1 rRNA gene is annotated in these 262 nt (G+C 50.8%); it reads left to right on the top strand.

Features of this window, described 5'->3' with window-relative positions:
* Positions 1-262: ribosomal RNA gene (locus KW849_RS31935) — 23S ribosomal RNA — on the top strand; the annotation flags it as partial.

Below are 262 nucleotides of genomic sequence, written 5' to 3' on the forward strand. Positions count from 1 at the left end.
TTAGACAGCTAGGAGGTTGGCTTAGAAGCAGCCACCCTTTAAAGAAAGCGTAATAGCTCACTAGTCGAGTCGGCCTGCGCGGAAGATGTAACGGGGCTCAAACCATACACCGAAGCTACGGGTATCATCTTCGGATGATGCGGTAGAGGAGCGTTCTGTAAGCCTGTGAAGGTGAGTTGAGAAGCTTGCTGGAGGTATCAGAAGTGCGAATGCTGACATGAGTAACGACAATGGGTGTGAAAAACACCCACGCCGAAAGACC

This window comes from Pseudomonas sp. PDM26 (assembly GCF_019219185.1).
Lineage (GTDB): Bacteria > Pseudomonadota > Gammaproteobacteria > Pseudomonadales > Pseudomonadaceae > Aquipseudomonas.